This is a genomic window from Capsulimonas corticalis (assembly GCF_003574315.2).
Classification (GTDB): Bacteria; Armatimonadota; Armatimonadia; order Armatimonadales; family Capsulimonadaceae; genus Capsulimonas; species Capsulimonas corticalis.
In genome coordinates, this window is the sequence record NZ_AP025739.1 from 2,689,332 (window position 1) to 2,715,880 (window position 26,549).

Consider the following 26,549-nt stretch of genomic DNA (forward strand, 5'->3'; position numbering starts at 1 on the left):
GCTTGCTTGCTTGGTGAATAATTCTTTGGTCATCACTCTTCGTTGTCCAATGGAGGATCGGTCCATGAGCACGGGTTATATCGGCGCGGGTGGGCGCCATCCGCATAAAGTGAGTTTCGATTGGCTTGGCGAGGCCTGGAAGCTGTTTGCGTCCAGCGCGCCGGTGTGGATCGCCGCGATTATCGTCGCGGTGTATGCTCCTCTGTGCATCGATGCGTTCGTAGTGGGCGCCATCAGTGTATCGCAGAAGATCGCCGGTTCCGGCGCCGGTGGCGCGGTTCAGGCACTGATGCATATGGGCGGGCTGACGTTCGGACTTGGCCTGCTGAACGCGGCCTATTCGGCGTTTGTGCTGGGCGGTCTTGCGCAGATGGCGCTCAAGCAGGTGCGCGGCGAGCCTGTCTCGTTCCGGGACATTTTCTCCGGAGGGCCGTCGTTCGGGCGGATGCTAGTCTTCGGCATCGTCGCCTCTCTGATGATCGGCGTCGCTTCCGGCTTCATCTTGCTGCCGGGCGTTTTCCTCGCCGGACTGCTGCTGCCGTCACTGGCGCTCACGGCGGCGGGCGCGCCGCTGAGCGACTCCATTTCGCTCAGCGTGAAAGCGATGTGGCCCGATCGGGCGATCGCGATGGGGTTGGCGTTTGTGCTGGGCGTGCTGACGGTGATCGGCTCCGGCTTCTTCACCATCGGTCTGCTGGCGGCGCTGCCGCTGTGGTTCCTGGTGTCCGCGCTGGCGTATCGCGATATGATCGGCTTCCCGGAGACGGAAGTCTCCCTGGACGATATTTTAGGAACCGTGGAGCCGGGGCGCGGCGTATACCTGGGTGGCGACGCTCCGTTTGGCTATTCGCCGGGGCAGACGCCGCAAAATTCATTGAACGGCGAGCCGCTCGATAACGGCGTGGATTCGTCCGCGCCGCCGAAACCATGAAATCTTCCATAAAGCAAATCGCCGTTGTTGTCTGCGCCGTCGTCATCGCCGGCGCGGCGCTGCTGAAAATCTATGCTCTCGCGCTGATCGTAGGGATCGTCGCGGGAGCATATCTTTTGGTCGCCGGGATGTCGAGCGGCGGATCGCTGGGCAACGCGCGACGGTACGGGCAGACGCCCGCCGATAACTCCACCCGCATTGGCGTGGGGCTCGCCGCCGCCGGAATCGCCGCCGCTTCGATCGGCCAGCCCCACTTTCCCCTGTCGTTTCGCGTGTTTTACGGCCTGTGTCTCGTCGCCGGCTGCGTCCTCGCAATTGTACTGGCTTTTCTCCCCGCGAAAAAATAGTTTTCTGAAACAAACGTATTGCACATTACTGCCGGGATATGGAACAACTTCGATGGAGGCGTCATAGACGCGCAATGAAGCGCGCTTATGATTATGTGCATTATGAAAAGCGTTATTGGACCGATTTCGACGCAAAAGGCTTATTTATTCTCTCCTATTCTCGTCGCGCTGACCACCTGGCTATTATTTGTCGCGCAGCGTTATACCATGGAAGCGGAAGGGGCTCCCTACATTCGCCCATACGCAATCGTTTTCGTTCTTCCGATCGCACTATTAACTCTTCTGGGCGGGCGCGGCCCGGGAGTCCTGACCCTGATCAGCGCCTGCCTTTCTCTGATCTACATCGTGTGCGAGCCCCACTTTTCGTGGCGTGTCAGCCACCATCGGGATTGGGTGGAGATGCTGCTGCTGCTGCTGATCGGCGCGATCCTGATCTATGCGCTGGAATCGGTGCGGCAAAACGGATATCTGCTCGCGGACGCCGCCGAGGCGCGCAGCCGGCTGGACGCCAGCGAGGAGCGGCGGCTGGCGTTTAACCGCGAGGTGCTGCTGGCGGTGACGGGCGGGCGTCTGCTGCTCTGCGGCGAGGAGGAGCTGCGCGGAATGGTGAGCGGCGAGCCGGAGCTGCGCGCGTCGCTCGGCAGCGCCGCCGACGCGGCCCATCTGCGCGGGGATCTCAGGACTCATCTCGAAGCCCAGGGGATGGCGAATCGGGTGCGCACCGACGATCTGATGACCTGCGTGATGGAGGCGGCGACCAACGCCGTGAAATACGGGCGCGGCGGCGAAGCCGCCTTCTGGACCGCCGAAGACCATGTCGCCGTCCTGATCACGGATCGCGGCGACGGCATTCAGCCGTCCGACCTCGCCCGCGCCACCCTGGAAAGCGGCTACTCCACCCGCGCCACCCTCGGCATGGGGTACACCCTGATGCTGCAAACGGCGGACCTGCTGGCGCTGTGCACCTCGGACGCCGGCACTTCCCTCTTGATACGCGTCGGCAACCAGCCGCTGCAAACGGCGCAGGACGAATTCCTCGCGCGCTATACATCGATCGCCGCCTGACGAAAACTGTTCCCATCAGCGTTTGGAGGCGCCTGCGAGTCCATCCCAGGCGGACATCGCACAGTCCGCAACATCGGTCAACGTCGCGCGGGAGTCTCCATCGCGGGCCTGAATGGAGAGGCCATGCAAAACCGTGGTATAGAATGACGTCATGGCGCTCACGTTGGCGCTTGCGGGGACATCACCCTCGGCGATCCCGCGCTCCAGTCGCTCCCGAATGATGTCTTGCGTTCGGCGGCGCAGCACTAAGAGATGCTCTTGAGCGCCCTTGCTCGCGGGGGAGCAGTTCATCGTTCCCAGCACAATTAAGCACCCTGGCGGCGAAGATCCGTCCGTGAAAAGCTGGACCGCGTCCCGCAGTATCGTTGCAATCGCCGCGCGCGCGGTCGGCTGCTCGGCGATCGCGCGCGCCGTTCCCGATCCCACTCCCGTCTGATACAGCGCCACTGCTTCCTGGAACAGCGCTTCCTTGGAACCGAACGCGGCGTAAAAGCTGGGCGCGTTGATTCCGATGGCGCCGGTCAATTCCGACAGGGAAGCGCTCTCGTACCCAAGCCGCCAAAATACTTCCATTGCCTGCTGAAGCGCCGCATCACGATTGAATTCTCGCGGTCTCCCTCGCTGTCCCATTGTCTTTTCCCATCTTTCCATTGTGATTTTTATATCGAGTGCTACAAAAATAAATCATACCCGAAAAATCTCAGGTATTATTTCTATAGTGATTGATACAGAAATTGGAGGGAAGTGTTTTATGAAGAAACAAGATCGTGTCACAAATCCGGTTTCTGTTCACGGCGCGGCGGATCGCGTCGTAGTTTTGGGAGCGGTGTGTCTGGCGGGGTTGGTGCTGCCCCTGAGTTTTGCGGGCGCCGCCGTGGCGACGCCCGCCATTGGCCGAGAACTGGGGGGAAGTCCCACGGCGCTGAACTGGATCGTCAACGCCTTCATGCTGAGTTTTGGCAGTACGCTGATGGCGGCGGGCGCATTGGCCGATGAGTACGGTCGCCGGAGAATATTCGCCATCGGTGTCGCGCTGTTCGCGGCGATCTCGCTGGCGATCGGCTTTGCCCCCAACGTGGTTTGGCTTGATTTTCTGCGCGCGGGTCAGGGGACCGCCGCCGCCGCAACGCTGGCCGGGGGGGCGGCGGCGCTCGCTCAGGAGTTTTCCGGTTCCGCGCGGACGCGCGCTTATAGTCTTCTCGGCGCGACGTTTGGCGCGGGGCTGGCGTTTGGACCGGTGCTCGCGGGCTTTTTGATCCACGCTTTCGGCTGGCGCTCCATCTTTTTAACTGGCGTCGTGATCGGAGCCGTCGCCTTGATCTTCGGTGTTCCGCTCATGCGGGAGTCGCGCGATCCGGACGCCGCCGGTTTGGATGCGCCGGGCGCGGCGGCCTTTACCGGCTTTCTCTCGCTTCTCATTTGCGGAGTTTTGCAAGCGCCGTCGAGCGGATGGGGAAGTCCCGCAGTCACCGCATTTTTTATGGGCTCGGCGCTGATGCTGGCGTTGTTTATCGTGGCGGAGCGCCGCTCCCCTCGTCCGATGCTGGATCTCTCGCTGTTCCGATATCCGCTGTTTTTGGGCGTGCAGGTTCTGCCTCTCGCCACTGCTTTTTGCTACGTAGTGCTGTTAGTCTTGCTCCCAGTTCGATTGATTGGCGTTGAGGGACGCAACGAGGTCGAGGCGGGTGCGATAATGATCTCGCTGTCCACGCCGCTGCTGGCTGCGCCTCTCTGGGCCTGGCTGCTGGCTCAGCGCTTCTCGGCGGGCGCCGTGTCAGGAACAGGATTATTAATTGCATCGGCCGGCTTGGTTTGGCTGAGTCATGTCGGACCGGGGAGCCCCGGCGGCGCGCTCATACTTCCCATGCTGCTGATCGGCGTGGGGGCGAGCATTCCGTGGGGGCTAATGGATGGACTTTCCATTAGCGTTGTTCCCAGGGAAAGGGCAGGCATGGCGACGGGGATCTTCAGCACGACGCGCATCGCCGGCGAGGCCGTCATGATCGCGCTCGTTGCGGCTCTGATGGCGACTTTGACACAGGCGCAATTGGGAGGAGCCTTTTCGGGGGATTCGCCGGAGCATATTGCGCGCGCCGCGCAGTATATCGCCGCCGGAGATCTGACGCACGCCGCGCGCTTTCTCCCAGCTGTCAGTCACACGCGTCTCGTCCAGGTTTACGGCAATGCGTTTCGGGTTCTCATCCTTCTTCTGGCGGCGGCCACATTCGCCTCGGCTCTGACTGTGTTTGCGTTTCTTGGGCGCGTGCGCGCGCCCGCCGAGCCCAAGTCCGAGGAAGCGCCGGAACTGGCGGCGCGTGCCTAGGGCGAAGCCTCGCAGGGGGAACTCGTACTCTCCTGAGGAGTTCCCCTTGCCTTTTCCCCCACCACCGGTTATACTATCCTTACAACGATGAATCTGCTGATAGGCGCGAAAACGGATCTCGGTAAACGAGCCAACAACGAAGATTTTTATGCGGTCGTGGATGTACAGCAGAGCCACCTGCGCGCCGACGGAGTGCTGATTGTCGCGGACGGCATGGGCGGGCGCAACTTTGGCGAAACGGCCTCCACGGCGGCGGTGGAAGCGGTCGCGGAGACGCTGGTGGATCTGCTCGACGCACAGCGCGGCGACCGGGTCCATGTCGAGGACGCGCTGGATTCGGCCCTGCGCAAGGCGAACGCGCGGGTCTATGAGCTGTCGCGCGAAGGCGAGCACGCCGAGGGCATGGGGACGACATGTGTCGCCGCCGTGATCGAGGGCGGCCGGCTGTTTATCGGCCATGCGGGCGACAGCCGCGCGTACGTCATCCGAAACCACAAGCTGGAGCAACTGACCAACGACCACTCCTATGTGGCCGAGCAGGTGCGCGCCGGCGTGATCTCTGAGGAAAGCGCGCGCAAGTCCCGCTTCCGAAATGTCATCACGCGCGCCGTGGGCATCGAGCCGGCGATCTCGCCGGATGTTGTGGGCTACCCCCTGGATGGGATCGACGCCGTGCTGATCTGCACCGACGGCCTGACCGGGCCGGTGCGCGATCCGGACATCGAGCGGATCCTTCTGGCGGCCCCGAGCGCGCAGATCGCCGCCGACAAGCTTGTGGGACTGGCGAAGAACAACGGCGGCAGCGACAACATTACCGCGGTCGTTGTCCGTTTTTCCGAAGGGGCGATCGCGCCGGACACCGTCATGCCTGAGGTCGACGATCAGAACGATTTTCTCAACACGCGCAAATGGAGTCCTCCGAGCTCGCCGCGTCCCGTGGGACAATCGATCCTCGTGGGCCTGCTCCTGCTGTTTCTGTGCAGTACGATCTATCTCGTCAGCGTCGCCAATGAGGCGGGATATGAGTGGCGCTTCGGCGTTCCTCCGCTGGTGAAGCCCGATCCGCCGCCCGTCCATGTCCGCGATTTCCAGCATCTGAGCTACGGCGCGCCGGAGACGTTTTACGAAACTTCCGTCCGCAGCGGCCCGCTGACGCATAGCGAGGCGGACGACACGATCACAGCGGTGACGCAGGAAGGCGACATCGTCACGCTGGCGACGGACGGCAAGACGAGCTATAAATTCCCGCTGTCGGACGGCGCCGCCCCCGCCACGGCCGAAGGCGAGACCCCCCGGAAGGCTCCGGCGGAAGGAAATGTCCACTTCGCCGTCGACTCTCAGGGAAACCTGTATGTTTCCGACGCCGCAGCGCACAGCATCGTCAAGTTCAAGTCCTCGGGCGAGAAGATCGGTCCCATCGCGAAGGGACAGCTCAAGAACCCCGAAGCGATCGCCGTTTCCGATGACGGCACGGTTTACGTTGTTGACGGCGGACACTTGATGGCGATCCATCCCGCCAAGTCCGCCGCGTCCGGCGGCTCTGTGACGGAAACCCCATGAGCCGCTGATGTCTCTCGGAATGCTTGGAAAATATGAACGCCTGGATGTGCTGGGGCATGGGGCGTCGGGAATCGTCTACCTCGCCAAGGATACGCTCCTGGGCAAACTGGTCGCGATCAAGCACATCGCCGCGCAGGGCGAGGACCGCGATCGGTTCCTTGAAGAAGCGCGCGTGCTGGATCGTCTGCGCCACCCGAACATCGTCCAGGTGAACAGCGTCGACTTGATCGACGGCAAAGTCGTGCTGGACATGGAGTATGTCTCCGGCAGCAATCTCCAGGACGTCCTGCGCCGCACCCCGCAGCTGCCCGTGGCCGACGCCGTCGGCATCGCCGCGCAGATTTGCGACGGCCTCGCCTTCGCCCACGCCAACCGCACCGTCCACCGCGACGTCAAGCCCGCCAACATCATCATCTCCCACGACGGCGAGGTCAAGCTCGTCGACTTCGGCCTGGCCGAAGTCCTCGGCACTAACTCCTTCGCCGGCGGCGCCGGCACCTACGCCTATATGGCGCCCGAGGATTTCCACGCCGAGGAGCTTTCGGACCGCCAGTCCGATATCTGGGCGGCGGGCGTCATCCTTTACGAGATGCTCGCAGGGCGTCGGCCCTTCCGGGTCGCGCGCCCGAAAGATCCCTTCGCCTGGAAGCGCGCCGTGGATGAAGATCCGTACGCGCCGATTCCACAGGAGCGTCCCGAAGTCCCCGAGGCGCTGGACCGGATCGCCGCCAAAGCCCTGGCCCGCGACAAGGGCGAGCGCTACGCCGACGCCGCCGAGATGGCCCGCGATCTGCGCGCGCTCGGCCTCGCCGCCACGCGCTCGGCGCTGGCTGAGGATCTGTCCGCCACGTCCTTCGCCGACGCGCCTCACGACGGGGAAGAGCCCACCATCGCCGCGATCGATTTCCGCGCGGGCCGCCTGGAGCAGGCATGGGAAGAGAACGAGGAAGCGCCGACCGTCGCCGCCGGCGCGCTTCCCGGATTCCCCTTTCTCCCGGATATCGACGCCTTCCTGGCGCTGGCGCCCGAGCAGTGGGACGCCGCCCGCGCCGCCCTGCGTAGCGGGGATCTCGCCCGCTGGCTGCGCTCCGTCGGCGAGGACCCGCTTGCCGCGACCGCCGATGAGATTTCCCGCGACCTTGCCCGCGATCCCGATGACGCCCTGCGCGACTTCCTCTACCGCTCCGGCCTGGACACCTCCACGGAGGCGCGAAACGGCTTTGAAGAAGGAAGCCGCCGGATCAAAGAAGGGCAGTTCGCCGAGGCCGCCGGCCTGCTGCGCCGCTCCACGCGTCTGGACCCCAGCCGCCCCGCCGCCTATGAGCGGCTTGCGCACGCCCTGCGCACGCAGGGCGACGCGTCCGGCGCGCTGCAAGTTTTGGAAGAAGCCGTGACGCGTCACCCCGGCGACCGGACGCTTTCGCGGGAGCTGACGAGCCAGGCGGGGGCGCGGCTGACGCTGAGCACGCAAACGGTGAGCTTCGGCGTGATGCGCAAGGGCGAAAAGCGGACGCAGCGCGTCTCGCTGCGCAACGCCGGAACCGGCGTCGTCCAGGGCCGTGTCGGCGCCGCGCCAGGCTGGGTGGAGATCGAGCCGCGCACCTTCACCACGCGCCAGCGCCAGCAGCTTTTGTTTACCGCGCAAACCGACAACGTGTGGCAGACGCCCGCCGAATACCGCGAGACGGTCGTTCTTGAAACCAGCGCCGGTCGCCACGAGATCGTCGTTCAGGCGACGGTGCTGCCTGCCCGCCTCGGCTTCGCCCAGATCTTCTACTGGTACATCCCCGTTCTGATCTGCGCCCTGTTGCCGCTGCTCGCCGGCCTTGCCGCCCCGCACACCTTCGCGCCCGGCGTCCGCCACCTGTGGGAGCCCGGCGCGGTCGCCAGCGGCCTGCTCTGCGGCTCTTTGTTCGTGCTCGCGACCGCCGCCGACACCGTTGGGAAGTATCGCTTGATCCCATTATTACTGCTCTCGCTGAGCATTCTCGGCGCCACGGCGATCGGCCGGGGTTTGGGCAGCTACGAAGACCACGCCGCGCGCGAAATGCTCGTCCGCGCCACGCCGCCGATTTTGATCGTCTTGGTCATGCAGGCCGCCATCCAGGCCCGCGACCCGCGCGGCTGGGGCCGCTGGCCGATCTGGGCGTTCATCATCTGCGCCCTGGGCGCGGCGGTGGCTTATGTGATTGGGCATGGGTAGGAGCCCCATCCCCCCGCCGAAGCAAGCTTCGGCCTCCCCCCTTCCCGGCTTCGGCCCTTCGGGCGGGAAAGGGGGTGCTGACAACTTTGGACGACATAGATCTGAGTGTGGGCTACGAAGAAATACAGTTCTTCTCAACACTACGCCAAGATCTATGTCGGTTGTAATTACGAACGCCCCCTTTCCCGCCCGAAGGGCCGAAGCCGGGAAAGGGGGAAATCGAAGCTTGCTTCGATGGGAGGATGGGGATCCAATAGAACATGCCAAAACCCAACATCATCCTTGCGCTCGATATGGGCACCTCCTCGGTGCGCGCCATGCTGTTCGACCGGCGCGGGCGCGAATTGCCCGGGCATGAGCAGCAGATGCCGTATGTCCAGCAAACCACGTCGGATGGCGGCGTGGAGACGGACGCGGAGTCTCTGATCGAGCGCACGGTGGAGTGCATTCGGCGGCTGATGCGCGGCGCGGACAAAGAGACGAAGGCCAAAATCGCCGGCGTCGGCATTTCGTGCTTCTGGCATAGCCTGGTCGGCGTGGGGGAAGACAACCGGGCGGTGACGCCGGTCTATTCGTGGGCGGATATGCGGTCGGCGCCGTATGTCGCGAAGCTGCGTGAGACGCTGGACGCAGACGATTACCATGGCCGGACGGGCTGCGTGCTGCATCCGTCGTTCTGGCCGGCGAAGCTGCTCTGGCATGCCGCCGCGCATCCCGAGCAGGCCGATAAGGTGACGCGCTGGATGTCCTTTGGCGAATATCTGGCGCTCCGGCTGTTCGGTTCGGCGACGTGTTCGATCTCCATGGCGTCGGCCACGGGGCTGTTCAATCAGCACACGACGGACTGGGACGGGGCGACGCTCGCCGCGCTGCCGATCCGTCACGAACAGCTCAATCCGCTCGGAGATCTGAGCGCGACGCAATCGGGGATCGTCGCGGAGTTCCGTCGCGGCCTGGGACCGGTCGCGCAGATTCCCTGGCTGCCGGCGGCGGGCGACGGAGCGTGCTCCAATCTCGGCGGCGGCGGAACGGACGACACACGGATCGCGCTCAATATTGGAACGTCGGCGGCGATGAGGATCGTTGTCCCCGCCGAAAATCTGACGATCCCCAGCGCGCTCTTCTGCTATCGTGTGGACCGCAAGCGCGCCCTGCTCGGCGGCGCCTTCACGGGCGGCGGTAATATCTACGCCTGGCTGGGCAAGACGCTGACGCTGAGCGGGGACGCGAAGTCCAACGAGAAAACCCTGGCGGCGATGGCGCCCGATTCGCATGGCCTGACCGTGCTCCCGTTCTGGGCGGGCGAGCGTTCTCCCGGCTGGCACGCGTCCGCGCGCGCCTCGATCGACGGCATGAACCTGCACACGACGCCCCTGGATATCCTGCGGGCCAGTCTGGAATCAGCGGCTTATTGTTACGACACGGTGCGCGACCAGATCCAGCGCTCGTTCCCGCAGGCCCGCGAGATCGCCGCTTCCGGCGGCGCCTTGCAGCACGATCCGGTCTGGACCCAGATCCTCGCCGACGTCTTCGGTGTTCCGATCAACGTCAGCAAAGCCTTCGAAGCCTCCAGTCGGGGCGCGGCGCTGCTGGCGCTGGAGACTCTGGGACTGATCCCGGACGTCGAGTCCGTGTCGGCGGCGAAGGGGAAGACGTTTCCGCCTTCGGAAGCGAACCATCAAGTATATCAAGAAGCACGGCGGCGGTACGACGCGCTGTATGCGCGGGTGCTGGGATAAGCGATTGGCGATCGCGCATCAGAGTGAGTCGATAGACATCACATCCGCCGATGATCCCCCGGTTATGAAACCCGGGTCTGGGAGCGGCAAGAGCCGCTAACCGTCCGTGCCGGACGGAAGATATTTGTGATCGATTACTGGCATTTGCGTCCGGCACGGACGCTTAGCCGAAGGCTCCCAGACCCGGGTTTCATAACCGGGGCGCGCCGGGGTTCATTCCCGTAGGCGCATCAGGTTTTATCACCTGGGATGTGGGAATGCCAGCCTAGAAAAAACGAGCAACGAATCATGTCCACAGGAATAGTCACTCTCATCGGCGCCGGTCCCGGCGATCCGAATTTGATCACGGTCGGCGGCGCGGCGGCGCTCGCGGCGGCGGATGTCGTGGTGTATGATCGGCTGGCGCATCCGGCGCTGCTGCGGCACGCGCCGCGCGCGGAGAAGATCTATGTCGGCAAGAAGGCCGATCAGCACGCCATGAAGCAGGATGAGATCAATGCGCTGCTGGCCGAGCGGGCGCTGGCGGGGCAGAATGTCGCGCGGCTCAAGGGCGGCGATCCGTTTGTCTTTGGGCGCGGCGGCGAGGAAGCCGAGTATGTGCGCGAGCGCGGGATCGAGTTCGTCATTATTCCGGGGGTGACCAGCGCCATCGCCGCGCCGGCGTACGCGGGAATCCCGGTGACGCATCGCGACGCGGCGTCCTCATTCGCCGTCATCACCGGCCATGAGCGCGACGATTCGCGGGAAAGCGGCGGACGCGCGGCGGGGCAGGCCGAGGGCCGGCGCCGCTGGGACAAGATCGCCAATGCCGGCGATACACTGCTCTTTTTGATGGGCGTCGAAAACTTAGAAGAGATCACGACCCAGCTGATGGCGCATGGCCGAAGCGCGGAGACGCCGGTGGCGCTGGTGCGCTGGGGAACGTGGGCCGGGCATCAGAAGACGCTGACGTCGACACTGGGCGGCGTCGTGGAAGCGGTGCGCGCGGCGGGATTCAAGGCGCCGGCGGTGACCGTTGTCGGCGAAGTCGTGAATCTGCGCGAGCGCCTGCGCTGGTTTGACCGAGGGGCGCTCGCCGGCAAGCGGGTGATCGTGACGCGCGCCCGCGAGCAGGCGTCGGGCTTTGTCGAGATGCTGCGCGCCCGCTACGCCGAGCCGATCGAGTTTCCGCTGATTCGCATCACGTCGCCAAGCGACAATTACGCCGCTCTGGATACGGCGATCGGGCATCTGCAATCCTATCAGTGGGTGCTGTTCACGAGCGCGCCCGCCGTGTCTCACTTCTTCGCGCGCCTCTTCGCCGCCGGCAAGGACACGCGGGCTCTGTCGGGCGTAAAGGTCGGCGTGGTCGGCCCCGCGACGGCGGCGGCCTTGAAAGAGTTCGGCGTGGCGGCGGACTTCCGGCCGGAAGCCGCCACCGGCGCGGCGCTCGCCGAAGAATTGCCCGGCGAGATCGCCGGCGCGCGCATTCTGATCCCCAGAGCGCAGGAAGGGGAGGCGGCGCTGCTGCAAATCCTGACCGATCGGTGGGCGAAGCCGGACGAAGCGGCGGCCTACGAGAATGTCGTGGACGGCGAAGGCGCGGAGGAGGTTCGCAAGCGACTGGCCGAAGGATCGGTCGATATCGTGACGTTCACCAGCTCCTCCACGGTCAAGAACTTCGTTGCGGCCCTGGAGGGCGCGCCGCTGCCCGCCGATGTCAAAATCGCCTGCATCGGCCCAAGCACGGCGGCGACGGCGACGGAGCTGCTGGGCCGCGCGCCGGACATTCTGGCGACGGAACATACGCTGGACGGTTTATTGACGGCTTTGGAAAATTTGGCGTAATGTCTGGCGTCCCGCCTTGCTTGCGCTCCATCGAACACGGACACCCAATCATATGACGAATCTTATGGACCCGACCCCCAACGACTGGGAAGATCCCAGCATGCTGTCTCGCGGCCGGGAGCCGGCGCGCGCGTCGAGCCTGGCGTACGCCGATGTCGAATCCGCGCTCGCCGGCGAGCGCGGCGTATCTCCGTTCTTCAAATTACTGAGCGGCCGCTGGCGCTTTCTCTACGCCGAGTCGCCGGCGGGCGTTCCGGACGGATTTGGCGGGGAGGGGTTTGACGCAGACGGGTGGGAGACGATCCCCGTGCCGAGCAGCTGGCAGCTGCAAGGGCATGGAACGCCGAATTACACCAATGTTAAATATCCCTATCCTGTCAACCCGCCCTTTGTCCCGCAGGAGAATCCGGTCGGCCTGTACCAGCGCACGTTTCATCTGCCCGAAGGCTGGGACGACAAACAGATCTTTTTGAACTTCGAAGGCGTCAACTCGGCCTTTTATGTGTGGCTGAACGGCGAGCAGATCGGCTACAGCCAGGGCGCGCACCTGCCGTCGGAGTTTAATATCACTCCGCACATCCGACTGGGGACGAACACCGTTTCGGTGCAGGTCTTCCAATGGTCGGACGGCAGCTACATGGAAGATCAGGACATGTGGCGGAATAGCGGAATCTTTCGCGATGTTTATCTCACGGCGTCGCTGGCGACGACCCTGCGCGACGTCACGCTCAAGACGACGTTCGACGAGAACTTCGAACATGCGACCCTCAGCATCGACGGGAATCTGAGCACGAGCGGCGGCGGAGCGGCGCCGGAGCTGACCCTGGCGGCGGCGCTTTACGATGCGGACGGAAAGATCGTCGCGGAGCGCACGCTGGTCGAAGGGATGACGATTGAAGGCGACGGCGACGCGGATCTTGGGACAAGTCTCACAATCGAGTCTCCCCGGCGCTGGACGGCCGAGACGCCCGATCTCTACACGCTGCTGCTGACGACCTCCGATTCGGAAGGAACGCCGCTGGAAGTGCGGCCCTTCGCGGTCGGCTTCCGGCATGTGGAGATCAAGGACGGCGTCTTCCTGCTCAACGGCGCTCCGATCAAGCTGCGCGGCGTGAACCGGCATGAGAGCCATCCCGATTACGGCCACGCCATCCCGATCGACCATATGATTCAGGATATCCTCCTGATGAAGCGGCACAATATCAACTGTGTGCGCACCTCGCACTATACCTGCGATCCGCGCTGGCTCGACCTGTGCGACCAGTACGGTCTTTATCTGATCGATGAAGCCGATCTGGAGACCCATGGCTTCGGCGAGTTCCGGAACTTAAACCAAATCTCGGATGACCCGGAGTGGGAAGACGCGTATGTGGACCGCGCCGAGCGCATGGTCGAGCGGGATAAGAACCATCCGTCGGTAATCATCTGGTCGCTCGGCAACGAATCTGGCTACGGCTGCAACCATGACGCGATGGCGGCCTGGATCCGCGAGAACGACCCGACGCGGCCGATCCACTACGAGCAGGCGTTTGAAGCGCCCGTGGTGGATATCGTCAGCAACATGTACGCCACCGTCGAGAAGTGCATCGCCGAAGGCGAGCGGACCGACGACGCCCGTCCGTTCTTCCAGTGCGAATACGCCCACGCGATGGGCAACGGCCCCGGCGGTCTCAAAGAGTACTGGGAAGCGTTCGAGAAGTATCCCCGGCTTTTGGGCGGCTGCGTCTGGGAGTGGTGCGACCACGGGATCCGGCAGCGCGCCTCGCACGGCGAGGAGTGGTTCGCATACGGCGGCGACTTCGGCGACTATCCCAACGACGGCAACTTCTGCATTGACGGCCTGGTCGGACCGGACCGCGAGATCAAGCCGGGCTTGATCGAATACAAGAAGATCATCGAGCCCGTGCATACCGACTCCGTGGATCTTGCCTCCGGAACGGTGCGCCTCACCAACCGCTACGATTTCCAAACGCTCGCGCATCTGCGCGCCGTCTGGACTTTGAGCGGCGACGGCAAAACGCTGCGCCAGGGCGAACTGTCTCTGCCGGAGATCGCGCCGCACGAGAGCGGCGAAGTCTCCATCCCTGTCGGTGATTGGGACAAGAAGGCCGGCGTCGAGTACTTCCTGAACCTGAGCTTCACCCTGCGCGAAAAGACCTCGTGGGCGCCGATCGGGCATGAAGTCGCGTGGGCGCAGCTGGCGCTGCCGGCGTCCGGCCCTGCCGCGCCGCCGCCGAGCATCGCCGGCATGCCCGCGCTGGTGATCGACGAGAACGAGCGCGAGATTACGCTCTATGGCGACGACTTTACGCTGGTCTTCGACCGCTGGCGCGGAACGATCGGCCGCTGGGAATACCAGGGACTGCCGCTGCTGACGGAAGGTCCGCGCCTGAACATCTGGCGCGCCCCGACCGATAACGATGTCCATGTGGCGAAGGAGCAGTGGTATGAGTATGGCCTGGACAAGCTCCAGCACAGCGTCCGCCGCGTTTCGCTGGTAAGCCAGTCTCCGCGCAGCGCCACCATCGAGGTGACGGCCACAATGGGCGCGGCGTACCGCGCGACTCGCTTCGACATCGTCTACACGTACACAATCTACGGCGGGGGACAGGTCAAGATTGAGACCCGCGTCACACCGTTCGGCGCCATCGACACGATCCCGCGCGTCGGCCTGCAATTGCGCGCCGCCGGCGGCCTGGAGCGCTTCACCTGGTATGGCCTGGGACCGCACCAGACTTATCCCGATGTCCGCGAAAGCGCCCGCGTCGGCGTCTATTCCGGCGCGGTGGACGAGCAATATGTCCCGTACATCATGCCTCAGGAGAACGGCAACAAGAGCGACGTTCGCTGGGCCTCCCTGACCGACGACTTCGGCCTCGGCCTGCTCGCCACCGGCAACGCCCTGCTGAATGTCAGCGTCCACCACTCGACGCCCGAGGACTTCACTCAGGCGCGCCACACCTACGAACTGACCCGCCGCGATGACGTGATCGTCAACATCGACCACGTCGTCCGCGGCATCGGCAGCAATAGCTGCGGCCCCGGCGTCCTGCCCCAGTACCAACTGAAGGCCGCCGAGACCACGTTCACCGTCCACCTCCAGCCCTTCAGCGCGGAGAGCATCGCCCCGATGCGCCTGTGGCGACGGCTGGCGGGGTCGTAGTTCATGCGGATGTAAAATCCACACGTTTGCCCCATGGGTATAAAACCCACGTCTGGGAGACGCTTCGCGTCTAACGCCCCGTGCCGGGCCGACAAATAAGCTTTCCGACAATAGCCTATTTTGTCCGTCCGGCACGGACGGTTAGCGGCTCTAGCCGCTCCCAGGCCCGGGTTTCATAACCGGGAGCTTTGGCATAGGTTTTATCCCTGCGACTCCTCTCCGTCATAAACGCTCCTCACTCGCCCTCCCGCACCTCCGCCACCGCGCGGTCTTCTCCCGCCGGCACAACCAGCCGCAGCCTCATCTTGCCTTGACTCACGAAATATCCCGAAGCCGACCCGTCAAGCGCGGCCGTGTCTGCGGCGGGCGCGATGGGGTGGGTGAAATCGTTGTGGGCGTAGACGGCGAAGGGGCCATGGGGCGCGGGGAGGGTGAGGGTTACGAAGTCGCCGGGCATGCGGTGGCGCAGGGTGAAGCGCAGGTCGCGGGAAGCGCCTTTGGGGAATCGCAGCGTGTAGCCGTGGTTGGCGACCACTATGGTTTGGAAGCTCGCGGGGATGGCGTCGGGACTGCCCCAGAGCGTTTGTGATGTGGAGTTGGCGCCGGTGACGATCACCGGCGCGATTTTTTGCCGGGGCTGTTCGCGGTTGTCGATGAAGAGGCGCCCGTAAGGGGCGTTCGTGATGTAAGCGTTCCAGGCGGGAATAAAGCGCGCGTGGGCGTCCGCGAGGAATGGGTTGCCCATCGCGACGGAGACGCCGGGGCGGCCGGTGACGGCGCCGTCGGTGTCTACGAAGGTGGCGGTGCGGTATCCGTCGCCGGGAACGGCGGGGCTGGCCGTGGGCATCGGCTGGAAGTAGACCGGGTTCGCATCGTCAAAGCGCAGGGCCTCGGCGCTGTTGCGGGGATCGACGAAGAAGGGCGAGTATTGCAGATAGCCGAGCGCGCCGGCGCCTCGCTGGGTGTTCGACTGGAAGTGCGCGAACATGGTGCGCCGGACGCTCACGCGGCCATCGTAGAACTCAAAGCCGCGGATCGGAAAGGATGGCTCCCAGGGCTTGGGGAGCGAGCGTCCGGTCAGGCCGCTTTGTTCGCCGGGCGCGACAAAGCCGACGTTTTCCGTCTCGCCGACGATCAAAGAATCTTCCACCATCGAAAGCGAAGACGCCAGCGTGACGCCGATGGCGTTGTCCGCGAGCCGGGCGTGGGACAGATGGAGGCGCAGGCCGCGCATCCAAACGCCGCGCCGCCGGTTTTTGTATCCGACAAAGCCGTCGAAGACGGCGTCCGCCGCGTGCGCGCCGGGGCCGAAGATCGCTTTGCCCGCGTGCGGATCGTAATCGGGCGCTTCGGTGACGCCGGGCGGGTTCGGCGGTCCGTCCACGAAAAGGCCGTCATGCTCGTTGGAGTGCGATACGTTGCCCGAGAACACGCCCAGCGGCGCGCGGCGCGGCCAGACATCGCGGTCATTGCGTGCGTTTTGGGACGCGCCGGTCGGGTGCTTGGGGAGCGCGTACCAGAAGCCGAACTGCTCGGAGCCGGCGGCGGCGTTGCCGCGCAGGATATTGTTAGGATTGGTGACCCAGAACGTGGCGGGCGTCAGGTCCGTCGGCAGCACTTCTTCGCCTTTGCGCGCCTTGCGCGTCATCATTCCCAGGTTATGCGTGACGATGTTGCCGGTTTCGTTTCCGTCTTCAAAAAAGTAACAGTGGCCGATGGTGTCAAAACAGACGTTGCTGTCGAGGCGCACGCGCCGCGTTCCATGGATCGCAATACAGCGATTGTAGCAATGATGTACGGATGTATCGCGGACATAAGACCCAAACGCGTCGCCGAGCAAATGGAAGTGAACGGGATAGCTGCGCAGGCGTCCCTTCTGTCCCATCCGGGTGACTTCCGCCCCTTCGATGTGCGCGACGGCGTGATCCATCATCATGATCTGGCCGCCGTACCCGTTTTGCTTAGACGGCTCGTCGCCTTCGATGACGATATTTCGCGTCAGCAGGCCGACCTCGGCGCGTTCGGAAACGCCGTCCTCATCGCGTCCCCAGTGCGTATAGCGAAGCGGCGTGTCCAGCTGGATCTCATCGGCCTGCCGGGCCAGAACGCGTTTCATCTCGCACTGCGCGGGGTCGAAGTCGGTGGAGGCGACGGCGATCCAGTCTCCCGGCCGCCAGTCGGCGGTGTCCGCGAGCCGCAGCCGGTCCGACCCGGCAGGCGCGTTTTCCGCAAGTCGCGTCCAGCTTACCCGGCGCCGCTCGCCGTGCAGCTCCAGCACGCCGCCCATCACGCTCAGCATCTTCGTCTCATTGGGCTGGTTCCTGGAAGGCTCGGCGCCGGTGAGAATAATCGCGGCATGCTTTTGAAACGGCGCGGCCTCCGTCCCGATTTGCAGCTTTCCCGCGACTGTAATGGATTCGGCGGTCAGAGTCAGGTCTTTGTCCGCGAATACCAGCGCGCCGTCGATCTGAAGATGGCGCAGCGGCGGCGGGCTGACATCGAGCACGACGGTTGTTCCTTTGGGGATCCTCACATCGCCGCCGGCTCGCGCCGCGTACAGTGACGACCAGGGTTTCGGGGCTTTGCTATGAGCCGCCCATCCCAGGCAGGCGGCGGTGAGAGTGAAGAGAAGGACGGCACAGAAAAATTTACGCGTTCGCAATGATCGTCTCCCTGGTTCGCCAAGCGGGGGAACCAGGGACATCATAACATAAAACTACATTTGTAGTCAATAGGCGCGCCTCAATGAGATTCGCCTCTGAACTCGCGAGCCCAGGGGCAAAATCGAATCGGACGGCGTTTACGCCGCCAGCGCCCGCAGCATCGCCGGCGTGTCGATATACGCCTCAAAGCGTGTTACGAGGCCGTCCCGCACCGTCCAGATGTGGACAATTCTGAGGGTGAACTCATGTCCGGTCGCCCGGACTTTCCCCTGGATATGGCCGAGCACCGCGACCTGCTCGCCCGCCTCCACATACTCCTCCGGAACGACCTGCGTCTCAATCCGCGCATTGAGCTTCCCGAAGAACTCGCGGACGCCTTCGTGGCCGTGGTGCGATCCGCCCCACGGCACAAGGTCCGTTTGTACGAACTCGACCTCGGGATGCAGCGTGGCGAAGATGGCGGCGAAGTCCCGGCGGGCGTGGGCGTCGTAGCCTTGCCGGATGACCTCTGTATTATCGATGGACATCGGATTTTCTCCCTTGGGTTGACAAAGAACAGAACGTTATTCTATAATTCAATTATAGAACTGGATTCTAAATTTGTCAAGACGTGACGGTCAGGAAGTGTTTCGCGATGGCGTATCGATCGACGGCGAAGACGGAAGCGAAGAAGGCGGCGATGCGCGCGCATCTGCTGGCGGCGGGGCGCGCGTTGTTCGCGTCTCAGGGCTATGAGGCGACGACGCTCCAGCAGGTGGTGGCGGCGGCGGGGACATCCATCGGTAACTGCTACTTTTACTTCGCCGACAAAGAAGCGCTGCTGCTGGCGGTGGCCGAGGCGGTGCGCTCGGAGCTGGCGGCGGCGGTGGATATCGCCGTGGCGGGCCTTGAAGGCCCGCCACGAATGGCGGTCGCGCTCTACACGGCGATGCGCGTGATCCTCTCCGACACCGGCGCGGCGGCGATCACGCTCGCCCAGCCATCGGCGCGCGCCGCGACGGTGGCGTACTTCACCGACCGCGCGGAGCGGATGTTTTCAGCCATCCCCGTTCCCGCCGGCCCGCCGCTTCTGGCGGCGCACGCGTGGCAGGGAGCGATCTTTTTTATCGCCGAGGGCGTGATCGCCGGCCGGTTCCCCGAAGACCACGACACGGTCGCGCGCTTTCTGGTGCGCTGGAATCTGCGCGCGATTGGGCTGTCCGAGGAGGAAATCGATCGCACCCTGCTTGCGGTGAATGCGCGGATGGAAAAATGATGTCGTCGAAATTCGCCACAAGGAGAACACAATGAAGATCCAATGGACGCACCTGGCGCTGCATGTGCGCAGCCTGGAGGCCAGCATGGAGTTTTACGGGCGCTACACGGGAATGCGCCCAATCAAGCGCCACTCGGACGCCGCGAGCACGGGCATGGAGGTCGTGTGGCTGAGCGACCGTCCCGCAGGACGGGAGTCGGAGTTCGTGATGGTGCTGCAGCAAGGCGAGCCGCATATCCTGCCCGGCGCGCAGCCGCAAACGCCGATCGGGCCGCTGAGCCACCTGGGATTTAGCGCCCCGTCGCGCGACGCGGTGGACTGCGCCGCGGTCGCCGCTCGGGAGCAGGGAATCCTGCGCTACGGACCGGCGTTTTTAAACGAGAACGCCGGATACATGTGCGTCATCTCCGACCCCGACGGTCACAACGTGGAGTTATCATACGGCCAGTCGCTCGGGTGAGGCGCGCCCGATGGGAGCTTTTACTAAGGCGCGACGGACCACCGGGCGCGGAGCCGATAGTCGCGGGGCGTATGGCCGTACTTTTTTCGGAAGCGGCGATAGAAGTAGGAGAGGTTGTCGAAGCCGCAGTCGCCGGCGATGTCGATGATCTCGTCGGGGGTGGTCGCGAGCAGAGTGGCGGCGCGGGCGAGGCGCAGGTCGTTGACAAACTCCGTCGGCGTCTGTCCCCGGTGCTGTTTGATGGTGCGGGAAAGGTGCGCGGGGCTGACGCCGCTCAGAGCCGTCAGGCGCGGCAGACCGTCGATCAGGTTCTGCGTTTCCCGCATGGCGCGGCAGGAGCGCCGCAGCCAGTCGGGGCCGGAGTCGGCGGTCGTGTCGGCGTCGGCGTGCTGGAGCAGGGGAAGGGCGCTGGTCCAGAAGCGGCAAAGCTCCAGGCGGCTGGGGTTGTCCTGAAAGGCGCTGAGCGCGCGTCGGAACGCCGCCAGAGCGGTGTCGCGCCGGACGCCGGCGTCCACGCGCGCCGAGGGCGGCTGAGCGCCGGAGGTCCACGCTTGCGCTTCGGACATTAACCCGGCGACCGGCAGAAAATCGGCCCATGCCCCGGCGCGAAAGGCGACGTTGATAAAGAGCAGGCTGGCGCCGGGCGATGCGGCGATCCGGTGGATGTCGCTGGGCCGGATCAGCAGCAGGTCGCCCTCGCCCAGAGTCCGCGCCGCGCCGTTCACAACATGAAGTCCATCCCCAGAAACGACATACATCATCTCCCAAAAATCGTGCGTGTGATCTACGCCCCCGCCGCTGGTGAAGTGGACGAGGGCCGCATGGAAATCGCGGCCCGGAGCCGTCTCGTCCCATCGCAAGTGCAGCGCCGGCTTTCGCAAAGAATTTTCGTGCATGGCATTATAGTACAAGAAACGTCACCGAAAGACAAGACTCTGCACCAAGAACCCGATATAATCGATGCAATTCTGGTGTTAAGCGAGTTTGGGAGGGTTCCATGAAAAAGGCAGCCGTGGTGACGGCTTTGTTGATCGCGGGGTTCGGGACGGCGGCGGCGACCCGCCCGGTATGTGCGGAGAGCGTCAAGCCGAAAACGCCGCAAAAGTGGACGGAGGCGCGAAAGCGCGAGACGGCCCAGCGTGTGCGTCAGGAGTGCCTGCGCGCCTGGAACGGCTACAAGAAGTACGCCTGGGGCCATGATGAGGTCAAGCCCGTCACCAATCAGCCGCAGGATTGGTACGGCGTGTCGCTTCTGATGACGCCCGTCGACGCCCTGGACACCCTCCATCTCATGGGCTTGAACACGGAAGCCGACGAGTGCCGCGCGCTGATCGACCAGAAGCTGTCGTTCGATCAAGACGTCAGCGTCAAGGCCTTCGAAATCTCCATTCGCCTGCTCGGCGGCCTGAACAGCGCCTACCAGCTTACCGGCGACAAACGCCTGCTGGCGCTGGCCGACGATTTGGGAACCCGCCTGCTCCCGATTTTCGACTCGCCGACCGGTTTGCCCTATGTGAACGTCAACCTCAAAACGGGCAAAGTGAGCGGCGTGGACAGCTGTCCCGCCGAGGCCGGCTCCTATCTCTTCGAGTTTGGGACACTGAGCAAGCTCACGGGCAAGAAGATCTATTATGAGAAGGCGAAGCGCGCCGTGGTCGCCGTTTACGATCGCCAGTCGTCCCTCGGCCTGGTCGGCGCGACGATGAATATCGAAACGGGCCAATGGACGAGCGACACCTGCCAGGTCGGCGCGCTGCTCGACGCCTACTACGAATACCTCCAGAAGTGCGCCATTCTCTTCGGCGACAAAGATTGCGAGCGCATGTGGAAGTCGAGCATCGCCGCGCTCAACAAATACGTCGCCGATGGCGCCCACGGCGGCCTCTGGTACGGCCAGACTAACATGAACACCGGCGCTCGCCAATCCACGAATTACGGCGCTCTCGACGCCTACTTCCCCGCCGTTCTCGTCCTCAACGGCGACATGCCCCGCGCCAAGGCGCTCGAAGCCTCCTGCTATCAAATGTGGACCCTGGCGGGAATCGAACCCGAACAACTCGACTACAGCACGATGAAGATCACCTCGCCCGGCTACGTCCTGCGCCCTGAGATCATCGAATCGGCCTACTACCTCTCTCAAACAACCCACGATCCCCAGTACTTAGATATGGGCGACACGTTTCTGAACAGCATCGTCCAGTACTGCCGCACCGACACGGCCTTCACCGCTTTGGATAACGTGGAGACAAAGAAGCAGGGCGACGACATGGAGAGCTTTTTCTTCGCGGAGACGCTTAAATATCTCTACTTGCTTTATGCGCCGAGCAAGACGCTGGATTTCCATCAGATCGTGTTCAACTCGGAAGCGCACCCGATCCGGCGGGATAAGAGGTGGCGGGAGTAAGTAAAGCCTGGCGAATGAATACCCGCAAGCGGGTGTTCATTCGCCAGCCGCTTGCGCAAAGCGCAAGAATTGAGTTCACATGACGATCAAGGCGCGATCTCGCTACTTCTCCCCATAAACCACACTCGACACCACTTCGCCCGTCACTTGTAAACTCTCCGGACGGCAGTGCTCCGGCGTGTCGCCCAGCGTGTGCCAGTAGGCGTAGTCGAAATCGATTAGGTCGATGGCGGGAATGCCGGCGGCGTTGAAGGAGTCGTGGTCGTCGGTGATTTCGTACTTGGCGTCATTGGGGAACTGGGCGCTGTAGCCGAGGGCGGCGGCGGCGTTCCAGACTTTGTCGTTGAGCTCGGGATGAAGCTTCTGGGAGGTGGTCTCGCGATGGACTTCCAGGTGGTCGTCGCCGATCATGTCGAGCAGAATGGCGTAGTCGGGCTTGTAGGGGCCGGGGTGGGCGGCGAAGTACTTGGCGCCCAGGTACATCTTGTCGTCGCCCGGACCCCAGTCTTCGCCGTCGACGAACAGCAGCACGACGCCGATGTCGGGCTTTTTGTCATGGAACTGATGCGCGAGCTCCAAGAGAACCGCCGTGCCGGACGCGCCGTCGTCGGCGCCGACGATTGGCTTCTTCTTATCCGCTTCGTCCAGTTCCTGGTCCGCCGTGGGGCGGGTGTCCCAGTGCGTGAACAGGACGATCTTACGCTTTGCGTCGGGATTGATCACGCCGATGATGTTCGTCAGCGACAGGCGTACGCCGCGCGCGTCGTCCCGATATGGGAAGATCTGCGTGTCGACTTTGTCCACATACGGCGTCAGTTCTTTAAGAATATAGTCCCTGCACTTCTCATGCGCGGCCGTGTGCGGGGGACGCGGGCCGAAGTCGCACTGCGCCTTCAAAAAACCGAAGGCGCGCTGGCCGTCGAACGGCGGATGCGCGAGGGCGGCGGGCGGCGGGGGAGTAGCCGCGCTGGATGGGCCGGATTTGGAATGGGAGACGCAGCCCGGCAGCATCAGCAGGGCGAGGGCGGCGGCGGTGCGCGTGAACGGCTTCAAATAGAACTCCTTGGCGCTGGGTCCATGGACACATGGGACGGGCGGCGTCGATGATTTCTATTATAGCCCCGATCGTCCGAAGACGGAAGAGAACGGCGCCGTTAAAAAAGAGAGGTTGACAGGAAAGAGTGCGCGTGATACAATAAAACCGGTTTTATGATACCGGTTTCAGCAGCGTGACCATGCTCAAAAAGAACGTCAACATCAGCGAACTCGCCGCGCGGCTTGGGCTTTCCAAAGGGAGCGTGTCCCGGATTCTCAACGATCCGCAGGCGCCGTTCGCACCGGAGACGCGCCGGCGCGTGATGGCGATGGCGGCGGAATTGGAGTATCGCCCCAACGCCATCGCGCGCGCTCTGGCGACCGGTCAGACGGGGAGCGTCGCCTTCTGGCTGCGCGATCTCAGCACGACCTACAACGCGCACGTCGCGCAGGCGTTTGAGACGCAGATTGAGGCGGCGGGTTACCATCTGTTCATTCGCCTTTATGGCGGGGGCGGCGAGGACGACGGCAAGCCGTTTCCGCAGATGACGCCCGAGAACGCCGATGGGATCGTGACCCACGGCGCGCCGCCAAGAGGCTGGACCAGCATGGCGCAGAGCGCGTCGCGCCCCGCGCCGCTGGTGCTCACGGGCGCGATCATGGACCCAGAGGCGATCGATTGGGTGGGGATTGATTTCTACGGCGTCTCCCGCGCGGCCGTGGAGCATCTGCTCGCGCCGGGCCGTAAGCGCGTCGCGCTGCTGACGCCGCATAACATGCGCGATGACCGGCGGGTGGCGTACATGGATGTGATGGCCGAAGCCGGCCTTCCGCCGGAGGTGATCGAAGCGGGCGGCGAATCCCGCTCGGATGTGCGCCGGTCGCTGGCGGAGTATATCGACGCGCACGGATATCCCGAGGCGATGTTCTGTCATAACGATGACGCCGCCATCGCCGCCTGCCGCGTGCTGCGCGATCTGGGGCTTCAGACCCCCGGGGATGTCGCGCTCGTCGGCTGCGACGGCATTGAAGACATCGAATACCTGACGACGCCGCTCAGCACGATCGTGCTGCCGATCGACGAGATGTGCGCGCTCGCCTGGCGATACTTGAAGCGGCGGATGCAGGAGCCGGACGCGCCACCGCAGCGCATCACGCTCCAGCCGGCGCTGGCGCTCCGCGCTTCGTCGGGAGTCTCATAGATGAGAATGCAAGACAGAGATGATGTTATGAATTTGTCCATCAGTCGCCGCCAGTTTTTGAAGACGGCGACGTTCGCCGCCGGCGCGCTGCTGGCCGGCTGCGGCCCGAAGGGCGCGCCCGGCGCGCGCGTCACGCTGACCCAGTGGTACCACCAATATGGCGAGACCGGCACGCAGGACGCCGTGCTGCGCTACGCCCGCGAGTACACAAAACAGCATCCCGGCATCGCCGTGCGCGTCATCTGGATCCCCGGCGACTACAGCACCAAGCTCGGGACGGCGCTGCTGACGCGCAACGGTCCGGATGTCTTCGAAAGCACTCTGTCCGAGCCGATGGTCACGGCGGGCGAGGTCGCGCCGCTGGATGATCTCTTCACGCCGGAGATCCGCGCGGACTTCAACCCTAAGGACCTGGAGATCAACTCCGTCGGCGGCAGGATCTACGGCGTGAAGATGTTCGATGACACCGCCGCGCTCTACTACCGCAAAAGCCTGCTGGAGAAGGCGGGCGTGGACCCGCCGCGGACGATGGATGCGCTGATCGCCGCCGTCAAGAAGCTCAATACGGACGACCGTAAGGGGCTGTTCGTCGGCAACGACGGCGGCGTCGGCTCGCTGATCAATATCGCCCCATGGTCGGCCGGCAGCGATTTTCTCGTGGACGGTCATATTGTGTTCGACAACCCACGCACGGCGGCGGCTTATGAGAAAGTACTGGAGCTGAACGCGACAGGCGCTCTCTTACTTGGCGCCCCGACGGACTGGTACGACCCATCCGCGCTCACCCAGGGCCTCGCCGCCATGCAGTGGACTGGCCTTTGGGCGTACCCGGCGATCCGCAAGGCGCTGGGCGACGACGTCGGCGTCCTCCCCTGGCCCGCGCTCGACGCGCAGGGGACGCCCGCCACCTTCCTGGGCGGCTGGTCCTCCATGGTGAACGCGCAAAGCCCGAATGTCGACGAGGCGAAGAAGTACGTGAAGTGGCTCTGGATCGAGCGCGCCGATCTCCAAAAAGACTGGTGCCTCTCCTACGGCTTCCACGTGCCCGCGCGCCCCAGCGTGGCGCGCACCGCCGACGCCCTGCGCGCCACGGTCCCACAGACGGCGGCCCACAACATGACCGTCTACGGCCACGCGTTGCCGCCCTCTTGGAACAGCGCCATGAACACCGCGCTTACCGACGCCGCGACCCACATCCTCAAGGAAGGCCGCCCCGCCGCCGGAGAGCTTGCGAACGCGGCGCGAAAATGCGAGATCGTGCTGCGGCGGATGCAGGAGTAACAATGATGCTGGAGACCACGCGCCGGGCAATGAATGTAGAGCCATTCTTGATGTCGCGTTTCGAGACGTGGAAATTTTGACTCATCTTAACCCAATGCGAGACAACCAACGATGGCCGTAACCGCTCCGCTTTCAAAAATCAAAACCGCCGCGCCCGCGCGGCCGCGTCCTAAACCAGGAGCGAACCTGGCGTTCTGGGCATTTGTCGCGCCGTCGCTGATCGGCTTGATCGTGTTTACGCTGGTCCCGATCGGCTGGGGATTTCTCCTCAGCCTGTCGCATGCGCAGAACACCATTCATCCGGGGCACTATGTCGGGCTGCGCAACTATACCGATATGCTCACGGATGAGGCGTTTTTACGATCGCTGGTGACGATGGTGCTGTACTCGCTGTTCATCGTGCCGCTGACCTGGGGAATGTCGCTCGGGCTGGCGCTGCTGGTGGATAAGGCGGGGTGGGGGAAATCGTTCTGGCGGACGGTGTTCTTTATTCCCTCGGCGGTCTCGTACGTGGTGGCGTCGCTGATCTGGCGCATCAGCCTGTTCAATGGGCTCTCGTTCGGATTCGCCAATCACCTGCTCGCGCCGTTCGGAATCCATCCGATCGCCTGGGTGGGAACGGTGGACCCGCCGTGGTACTGGCTTGTGCTGGTGACCGTGCGTCTCTGGCTGCAAGTCGGCTTCTACATGATCATCTTCATCGCCGGGCTTCAAGAGATCCCAAAATCGCTGTACGAGGCGGCGGCGGTGGACGGCGCGGCGCCGGGATGGCAGACACTGCGCTATATCACGCTGCCGCAGCTGCGCAATACGTCGTTTTCGGTGCTGATGCTCAATCTCATCGCCGCGTTTCAGGCGTTCGACGAGTTTTACAATATTCTGGGCGGCGGCGGGCAGTCGGCGGGGAACGCCTCCCTGGCCCGTCCGCCGCTGGTCTACCTGTACTCGACGGCGCTGGGCGATCAGGACTTCGGACGCGGCGCGGCCGGCGCGTTTATTCTGACGGCGCTGATCTGCGCGGTCACGCTGATCCCCGGAAAGCTCTTTGGTCTGGGGCGAGCGGACAAGTGATCGTGCGGGGGAAAGGTAAG

At 63.9% G+C, this 26,549-nt stretch carries 20 protein-coding genes; 15 read left to right on the forward strand and 5 right to left on the reverse strand.

Annotated features, from left to right (window positions below; genetic code table 11):
- Positions 1-64: 64 nt before the first annotated feature.
- From D5261_RS11530 to D5261_RS11540, 3 genes are all read left to right on the forward strand, one after another.
- Positions 65-931: a DUF2189 domain-containing protein gene (locus D5261_RS11530; RefSeq protein ID WP_119321180.1), complete on the forward strand. Its 867-nt coding sequence runs from the start codon at positions 65-67 to the stop codon at positions 929-931.
- On the forward strand, positions 928-1,278 hold the full coding sequence (locus D5261_RS11535; RefSeq protein ID WP_119321181.1) for a hypothetical protein: 351 nt from the start codon (positions 928-930) through the stop codon (positions 1,276-1,278). Before D5261_RS11530 ends, D5261_RS11535 begins: the two co-directional genes overlap by 4 nt.
- A 102-nt stretch (positions 1,279-1,380) precedes the next feature.
- Positions 1,381-2,343 carry a DUF4118 domain-containing protein gene (locus D5261_RS11540; protein WP_165864151.1) on the forward strand — a complete coding sequence of 321 codons (963 nt, stop codon included), beginning with the start codon at positions 1,381-1,383 and terminating at the stop codon, positions 2,341-2,343.
- A 15-nt stretch (positions 2,344-2,358) separates the two neighbouring features.
- On the opposite strand, the gene D5261_RS11545 is transcribed toward D5261_RS11540, so the two are convergent.
- On the reverse strand, positions 2,359-2,916 hold the full coding sequence (locus D5261_RS11545) for a TetR/AcrR family transcriptional regulator (protein ID WP_218025570.1): 558 nt from the start codon (positions 2,914-2,916) through the stop codon (positions 2,359-2,361).
- A 178-nt stretch (positions 2,917-3,094) separates the two neighbouring features.
- On the opposite strand from D5261_RS11545, the gene D5261_RS11550 reads away from it, so the two are divergent.
- From D5261_RS11550 to D5261_RS11575, 6 genes are all read left to right on the forward strand, one after another.
- Positions 3,095-4,666: an MFS transporter gene (locus D5261_RS11550; protein WP_119321184.1), complete on the forward strand. Its 1,572-nt coding sequence runs from the start codon at positions 3,095-3,097 to the stop codon at positions 4,664-4,666.
- A gap of 87 nt (positions 4,667-4,753) precedes the next feature.
- Positions 4,754-6,226, forward strand: a complete 1,473-nt coding sequence (locus D5261_RS11555; protein WP_119321185.1) for a Stp1/IreP family PP2C-type Ser/Thr phosphatase — start codon at positions 4,754-4,756, stop codon at positions 6,224-6,226.
- Positions 6,227-6,233: 7 nt separating this feature from the next.
- The gene (locus D5261_RS11560) at positions 6,234-8,429 is read left to right on the forward strand and encodes a serine/threonine-protein kinase (RefSeq protein WP_119321186.1); all 2,196 of its coding nucleotides are present in this window, start codon (positions 6,234-6,236) and stop codon (positions 8,427-8,429) included.
- 260 nt (positions 8,430-8,689) lie between these two features.
- The gene (locus tag D5261_RS11565; RefSeq protein WP_119321187.1) at positions 8,690-10,168 is read left to right on the forward strand and encodes a gluconokinase; all 1,479 of its coding nucleotides are present in this window, start codon (positions 8,690-8,692) and stop codon (positions 10,166-10,168) included.
- 288 nt (positions 10,169-10,456) lie between these two features.
- Positions 10,457-11,995 carry a uroporphyrinogen-III C-methyltransferase gene (gene cobA / locus D5261_RS11570; protein WP_119321188.1) on the forward strand — a complete coding sequence of 513 codons (1,539 nt, stop codon included), beginning with the start codon at positions 10,457-10,459 and terminating at the stop codon, positions 11,993-11,995.
- A 52-nt stretch (positions 11,996-12,047) separates the two neighbouring features.
- Positions 12,048-15,158 (forward strand): glycoside hydrolase family 2 TIM barrel-domain containing protein, encoded by a 3,111-nt coding sequence (locus tag D5261_RS11575; protein ID WP_218025571.1) that lies wholly within the window; start codon positions 12,048-12,050, stop codon positions 15,156-15,158.
- 235 nt (positions 15,159-15,393) lie between these two features.
- Here the strand turns inward: D5261_RS11575 and D5261_RS11580 are convergent, their stop codons facing one another.
- Both D5261_RS11580 and D5261_RS11585 read right to left on the reverse strand, forming a co-directional pair.
- Positions 15,394-17,820 carry a G8 domain-containing protein gene (locus tag D5261_RS11580; protein ID WP_165864152.1) on the reverse strand — a complete coding sequence of 809 codons (2,427 nt, stop codon included), beginning with the start codon at positions 17,818-17,820 and terminating at the stop codon, positions 15,394-15,396.
- Positions 17,821-17,958: 138 nt separating this feature from the next.
- Positions 17,959-18,348: a nuclear transport factor 2 family protein gene (locus tag D5261_RS11585; RefSeq protein WP_119321190.1), complete on the reverse strand. Its 390-nt coding sequence runs from the start codon at positions 18,346-18,348 to the stop codon at positions 17,959-17,961.
- 107 nt (positions 18,349-18,455) lie between these two features.
- On the opposite strand from D5261_RS11585, the gene D5261_RS11590 reads away from it, so the two are divergent.
- Both D5261_RS11590 and D5261_RS11595 read left to right on the forward strand, forming a co-directional pair.
- Positions 18,456-19,076, forward strand: a complete 621-nt coding sequence (locus tag D5261_RS11590) for a TetR/AcrR family transcriptional regulator (RefSeq protein WP_119321191.1) — start codon at positions 18,456-18,458, stop codon at positions 19,074-19,076.
- Between the two features lie 31 nt (positions 19,077-19,107).
- Positions 19,108-19,536, forward strand: a complete 429-nt coding sequence (locus tag D5261_RS11595; RefSeq protein ID WP_165864153.1) for a VOC family protein — start codon at positions 19,108-19,110, stop codon at positions 19,534-19,536.
- A gap of 23 nt (positions 19,537-19,559) precedes the next feature.
- Here D5261_RS11595 and D5261_RS11600 read toward each other — a convergent pair whose 3' ends face one another.
- Positions 19,560-20,432, reverse strand: coding sequence for a helix-turn-helix transcriptional regulator (locus D5261_RS11600; protein ID WP_125205941.1), 873 nt, complete (start codon positions 20,430-20,432; stop codon positions 19,560-19,562).
- A gap of 101 nt (positions 20,433-20,533) precedes the next feature.
- Here D5261_RS11600 and D5261_RS11605 point away from each other — a divergent pair, with 101 nt between their 5' ends.
- Complete coding sequence (locus D5261_RS11605; RefSeq protein WP_119321194.1) at positions 20,534-21,940, forward strand: glycoside hydrolase family 47 protein; 1,407 nt, start codon at positions 20,534-20,536, stop codon at positions 21,938-21,940.
- Positions 21,941-22,042: 102 nt separating this feature from the next.
- Here the strand turns inward: D5261_RS11605 and D5261_RS11610 are convergent, their stop codons facing one another.
- Entirely contained in the window at positions 22,043-22,993 is a 951-nt protein-coding gene (locus D5261_RS11610) for a M28 family peptidase (RefSeq protein ID WP_119321195.1), read from the reverse strand.
- A 182-nt stretch (positions 22,994-23,175) separates the two neighbouring features.
- Between D5261_RS11610 and D5261_RS11615 the strand changes: the two genes are divergently transcribed.
- The 3 genes from D5261_RS11615 (at position 23,176) to D5261_RS11625 (ending at position 26,529) form a co-directional block, all read left to right on the forward strand.
- Positions 23,176-24,177, forward strand: coding sequence for a LacI family DNA-binding transcriptional regulator (locus tag D5261_RS11615; protein ID WP_119321196.1), 1,002 nt, complete (start codon positions 23,176-23,178; stop codon positions 24,175-24,177).
- A 27-nt stretch (positions 24,178-24,204) separates the two neighbouring features.
- The gene (locus D5261_RS11620) at positions 24,205-25,458 is read left to right on the forward strand and encodes an ABC transporter substrate-binding protein (protein WP_218025572.1); all 1,254 of its coding nucleotides are present in this window, start codon (positions 24,205-24,207) and stop codon (positions 25,456-25,458) included.
- Between the two features lie 111 nt (positions 25,459-25,569).
- Positions 25,570-26,529 (forward strand): carbohydrate ABC transporter permease, encoded by a 960-nt coding sequence (locus D5261_RS11625; protein WP_119321197.1) that lies wholly within the window; start codon positions 25,570-25,572, stop codon positions 26,527-26,529.
- Positions 26,530-26,549 lie beyond the last annotated feature (20 nt).

Bases quoted from the DNA above. Each gene is read 5' to 3' on its own strand.
- D5261_RS11575 (WP_218025571.1), top strand. From the start codon at position 12,048: ATGACGAATCTTATGGACCCGACCCCCAACGACTGGGAAGATCCCAGC.
- D5261_RS11585 (WP_119321190.1), bottom strand. From the start codon at position 18,348: ATGTCCATCGATAATACAGAGGTCATCCGGCAAGGCTACGACGCCCAC.
- D5261_RS11605 (WP_119321194.1), top strand. From the start codon at position 20,534: ATGAAAAAGGCAGCCGTGGTGACGGCTTTGTTGATCGCGGGGTTCGGG.
- D5261_RS11565 (WP_119321187.1), top strand. From the start codon at position 8,690: ATGCCAAAACCCAACATCATCCTTGCGCTCGATATGGGCACCTCCTCG.
- D5261_RS11620 (WP_218025572.1), top strand. From the start codon at position 24,205: ATGAATTTGTCCATCAGTCGCCGCCAGTTTTTGAAGACGGCGACGTTC.
- D5261_RS11535 (WP_119321181.1), top strand. From the start codon at position 928: ATGAAATCTTCCATAAAGCAAATCGCCGTTGTTGTCTGCGCCGTCGTC.
- D5261_RS11560 (WP_119321186.1), top strand. From the start codon at position 6,234: ATGTCTCTCGGAATGCTTGGAAAATATGAACGCCTGGATGTGCTGGGG.
- D5261_RS11530 (WP_119321180.1), top strand. From the start codon at position 65: ATGAGCACGGGTTATATCGGCGCGGGTGGGCGCCATCCGCATAAAGTG.
- D5261_RS11545 (WP_218025570.1), bottom strand. From the start codon at position 2,916: ATGGAAGTATTTTGGCGGCTTGGGTACGAGAGCGCTTCCCTGTCGGAA.
- D5261_RS11550 (WP_119321184.1), top strand. From the start codon at position 3,095: ATGAAGAAACAAGATCGTGTCACAAATCCGGTTTCTGTTCACGGCGCG.
- D5261_RS11590 (WP_119321191.1), top strand. From the start codon at position 18,456: ATGGCGTATCGATCGACGGCGAAGACGGAAGCGAAGAAGGCGGCGATG.
- D5261_RS11595 (WP_165864153.1), top strand. From the start codon at position 19,108: ATGAAGATCCAATGGACGCACCTGGCGCTGCATGTGCGCAGCCTGGAG.
- cobA (WP_119321188.1), top strand. From the start codon at position 10,457: ATGTCCACAGGAATAGTCACTCTCATCGGCGCCGGTCCCGGCGATCCG.
- D5261_RS11615 (WP_119321196.1), top strand. From the start codon at position 23,176: ATGCTCAAAAAGAACGTCAACATCAGCGAACTCGCCGCGCGGCTTGGG.
- D5261_RS11600 (WP_125205941.1), bottom strand. From the start codon at position 20,432: ATGCACGAAAATTCTTTGCGAAAGCCGGCGCTGCACTTGCGATGGGAC.
- D5261_RS11555 (WP_119321185.1), top strand. From the start codon at position 4,754: ATGAATCTGCTGATAGGCGCGAAAACGGATCTCGGTAAACGAGCCAAC.
- D5261_RS11540 (WP_165864151.1), top strand. From the start codon at position 1,381: ATGAAAAGCGTTATTGGACCGATTTCGACGCAAAAGGCTTATTTATTC.
- D5261_RS11625 (WP_119321197.1), top strand. From the start codon at position 25,570: ATGGCCGTAACCGCTCCGCTTTCAAAAATCAAAACCGCCGCGCCCGCG.